A 3,767-nucleotide genomic window follows, 5' to 3' on the forward strand; every position below is an offset into this window, starting at 1 on the left:
TATACAATTAACCTGATTACTGGACAAAACGAGAAAAGGTATTTAGACTTTTTCACTGATGATTTTAAAAACAGTTTAAAACTGTTAAAAAAATGAGTCCAAGACTAAGTCTTGAACTAGTATCTTCAAATTTGTCCAGTAATCAAATGTCTAATCAATTGAAAATGTAAGATGTTGATAATTAAAATTTTACATTCAGAATTGACAACTCAAAATTTAGCACTAATACTAAGGCTCTAACTCGAAAATCAGTATAAAGAGCTAAGAAACCTTTCCAATCACTGGCAAAGGAACAAAGCCCGTTTCGCCCTCGATTTGGGGAAACTGTTGATTTTGCCAACGTTGTTTTGCCTCCTCGAGCATGGCCTTATCACTGGCCACAAAATTCCAAAACATAAATCGTTCTTCAGGAAAAGGTTCTCCTCCAAAAATATATAGAGTTGTATTTTCGCCTATTGAAAATTCACAAAGTGACGCATCTTTTGCTACTAATATTCTTTTGGATTCATAGATATTCCCTTCGCTTTCTACATTTCCTTCTAAAATATACATAGCAGCCTCGCCAAAAAGGGACTTTCCGATATTAATGGTTTTGGGGGCTGTTGATTTGATTTCTAGTAAAAAAAGCGGACTATAAACTGGTACAGGTGACTCATAACCCAAAGCTGTACCCGCAATGAGTTTGAATTGTACGCCGTCTTCTTCCCATGCAGGAAGAGTGTTGGCTTCTGCATGAAAAAAACTAGGTTCTATCTGTTCTAAATGCTTAGGTAATGCCACCCAAATCTGTAAACCATGCAAAAATTTAGGCGAATTTCTTAAATAATCTGGAGTGCGCTCGGAATGTACAATTCCTCTACCTGCTGTCATCCAGTTGACTGCACCTGGCTGAATTTCCATCTGTGTACCAAGACTGTCGCGGTGCATAATACTACCCTCAAACAGATAGGTAAGGGTGGATAGTCCAATGTGAGGGTGAGGCCCAACATCAAAGTTTTCATAATCTTGCAGCTGTGTAGGCCCCATGTGGTCGATAAAAGTAAAAGGACCAACCATTCGCTTGGTACGGAATGGGAGCAATCGACCTACCCAGAAGTTTCCAACTTCGTGTGGTCGTTCTTCGATAATATGGCTTAGATTTGACATATACAAAGATACTTTTTAGATGTAAATTTCAAAGAATAAGTCAGCCCAAAATAGAACCGAGGGGCATGAAAGATAAGAAGAATGATGGATTGTGGATGTAAAGTTTTAATTATCAGTATCTTATATTCTTGATTTGTTAGTTTAGAAATTAGGCAATGGGCACTAGCCAAAGCATGTTAAAATATTTTTATTAACCGCGCGGACATGCTTTTTCCAAAGCTCATCCATTGCATAGAGCCTAGAGCCTAACGCACAACTAATAGCTACACTACCTCATGTTTGGCAATGGCATCTGGGAGCTTTTTGGTAAGTAATCGTTCCCAGTTTTTTTGTAATAGTGCAAAAGGAATAAGATTTTTGAAACCAATAAATCCTTCTTGCTTTAATCTCAGAATAGTTTGGTGCGTAGTTTTTGTTGGTACGATTGTCCAAGTAACAGTAGTTTCGAGGCTGTGTTGTTCATGGGCGAGTATTCCTTGCCACGAATAACTTATTTCGGAATTTTGCTTGAGCTTAAAAATCTGGCAAGTTATCAATCCATCAAAGCCAAGTTTTACGCGAGACTTTGTTTTGAAATGGAATTCCCTTCCTTTTTCAAGTATGATGTTGTTGGGCATGAGCCATTCGGCCAATAGACTAGGGGTTGTTAAGAAGTTCCAAACAGTTTCAGGTGTTGCAGCCAATTGTGTTTCGATGATTATAGTTTTGTTTATCATATCAAGGTGGATTCAATAAGTTAAAGGTAGTATGTGACTTCAACACTAATATGAGAAATTATTTAATTCATGGCTATCAATGCCATCAATTTTTGATGAATAATTTGATGAATGGTAAGAATACAGCCCTGAAATTCTGCAATAAACTGTTTTATTACTTATTAGCAGATTTTGACTTTGTGTAGGAGAGGAGGGAATTAGGCTCTTTTATCCTAGCTCCCAAAAACAAAACCACCTTCAAATTGCTTTCAAGATGGTTTGTGAAAATAATTTTATAAAAGAATTTTCGGAGAAATGTAATGGCGAAATGGCTACCAGAGTTAGGTAGATATGTCATTTATTCAGGTTTAATTTTGACAATTTTATTGTCCCGTAAAACCATCAACTCACTATTTTGAGTTTTCTTAAATTCTAAAAGCTTTTCATAAGCTTTTTCAAGTCCTTTAAGAATTTTATTTTTCTCTTCTATTTGAATTTCAATTGTTGTCATAATAGTTTTTAATAGATTTAGTAAAAGTAAGTTATTAGGTAACAGTACATCAGTTATTAGAATAAGCTCATAATAGCAATGCGAATCGTAGATATATTGTGGATTTTTCTTTACTAAATTTTATTTTACACAATTACCCAAGTTAGTGCGCAAAATAAAGTTTAAGATTGTGCTTTAAACTTTCAGGTAACGGCTTTCGGCGGTAGGCTTTGGGAAAAATGTATGTCTGTGGTCATTAAAAACATTTTAACACTCTTTGCCTTGTGCCTGTTGCCTTGTCACTAAAATAAAAAACTTAAATCTTATTCTGCACGATTACTCACTATTAAAATTGCTTATCTACCCCGAGGTATTCAATTTTTGACATATAGGGAAAATAGGGCAGTATCTCTATCAGTTCCTTACATTTAGCTTCGTCGATATCTTTAAATATAAGAACGGCTTCTTTTTTGGTTACAGAAATATAGAAACTTTCCAAAATACCTTCGGCCTTCCAAAGATTGACAAATTCCATTTCCTTTTTAGGAAGTTCTGGCGTTGATTTGATGGTGTCGATTCCACTATCTGACAATGCGATTGAAACAATGATTCTGTACATTTTTTAGGTTATTTTAAAAGTTATGATTGCTCTAGGTTACTAAATTTAGTACCATAAAATTAGGCAGTCTCAATTGCTAAAAATTGTATCAAATCACTTTTTTGCTTCAGTTTGGAAGGTGAAATGCCAAATAATTGGTACATATATTTAGTCATTTGCGAAGAGTCGTAAAAACCACTTTCCAAAGCAATCGTTGTCAGATTTTTGTCTTTCGTAGTTAAAATTTGAAAAATGGCATTTCTCAATCTAGTCCACAAAAGGTATTTGCTGATACTGCTACCCATTTGTTGTTTGAACAAAGTAGCTAATCGAGAAGGAGACAAAAATACATGATTGGCAAGGTCCTGAGTCGAGATGTTTTCCGCTTTAAAATGCTCATGAATAAATGCGATAGCATTCTCGATTCGGGTATCCAAAGGCTTGGTGCTTGAACTTTGGCTTTTTAAATCAAGCAATCTGTCGATAGAAAAAGCACCTTCCTGAAGACCTAAAAAATGCTGAAATTCGGATTTAGCATAGAAGACCACTGCATTTTTATTACCCAATTGTTCTTCAATAAGCTTCCCCAAAAAGGAATAAGGTTCGATATTTAGAATAACCACATTTCCTTGGTTACACACACAGGCATGTGCTACTTGAGGTTTGATTACAAACCCAAAGATATCTGGATACTCCTGACTTTCGAGTGTGGTACTAAAGGGATAGTCATCAGTAAAAACTATCTGAAAAGCCGCATGTTTATGTATTTCAACATTCGACTTTTTAGCTTTTAATGCGAGTATTAGAGGGGTTTGGTTGGGCATTTTTTTTGGGGGGG

Annotated in this window: 5 protein-coding genes; all 5 read right to left on the minus strand. The window is 35.5% G+C overall.

Features of this window, described 5'->3' with window-relative positions; all coding sequences use genetic code 11:
- Positions 1-261: 261 nt before the first annotated feature.
- The gene (locus ACOVQ4_RS12325) at positions 262-1,146 is read right to left on the minus strand and encodes a pirin family protein (protein WP_421820944.1); all 885 of its coding nucleotides are present in this window, start codon (positions 1,144-1,146) and stop codon (positions 262-264) included.
- A gap of 263 nt (positions 1,147-1,409) precedes the next feature.
- Positions 1,410-1,862, minus strand: coding sequence for an SRPBCC family protein (locus tag ACOVQ4_RS12330; protein ID WP_421820945.1), 453 nt, complete (start codon positions 1,860-1,862; stop codon positions 1,410-1,412).
- 337 nt (positions 1,863-2,199) lie between these two features.
- Complete coding sequence (locus ACOVQ4_RS12335; RefSeq protein WP_421820946.1) at positions 2,200-2,352, minus strand: hypothetical protein; 153 nt, start codon at positions 2,350-2,352, stop codon at positions 2,200-2,202.
- A gap of 325 nt (positions 2,353-2,677) precedes the next feature.
- Positions 2,678-2,950 (minus strand): hypothetical protein, encoded by a 273-nt coding sequence (locus ACOVQ4_RS12340; RefSeq protein WP_421820947.1) that lies wholly within the window; start codon positions 2,948-2,950, stop codon positions 2,678-2,680.
- A gap of 59 nt (positions 2,951-3,009) precedes the next feature.
- On the minus strand, positions 3,010-3,767 hold a 758-nt coding region (locus ACOVQ4_RS12345; protein WP_421820948.1), incomplete at its 5' end, for a helix-turn-helix domain-containing protein.

The organism is Flectobacillus sp. (assembly GCF_049240685.1).
In the GTDB taxonomy this organism is placed as follows: domain Bacteria; phylum Bacteroidota; class Bacteroidia; order Cytophagales; family Spirosomataceae; genus Flectobacillus.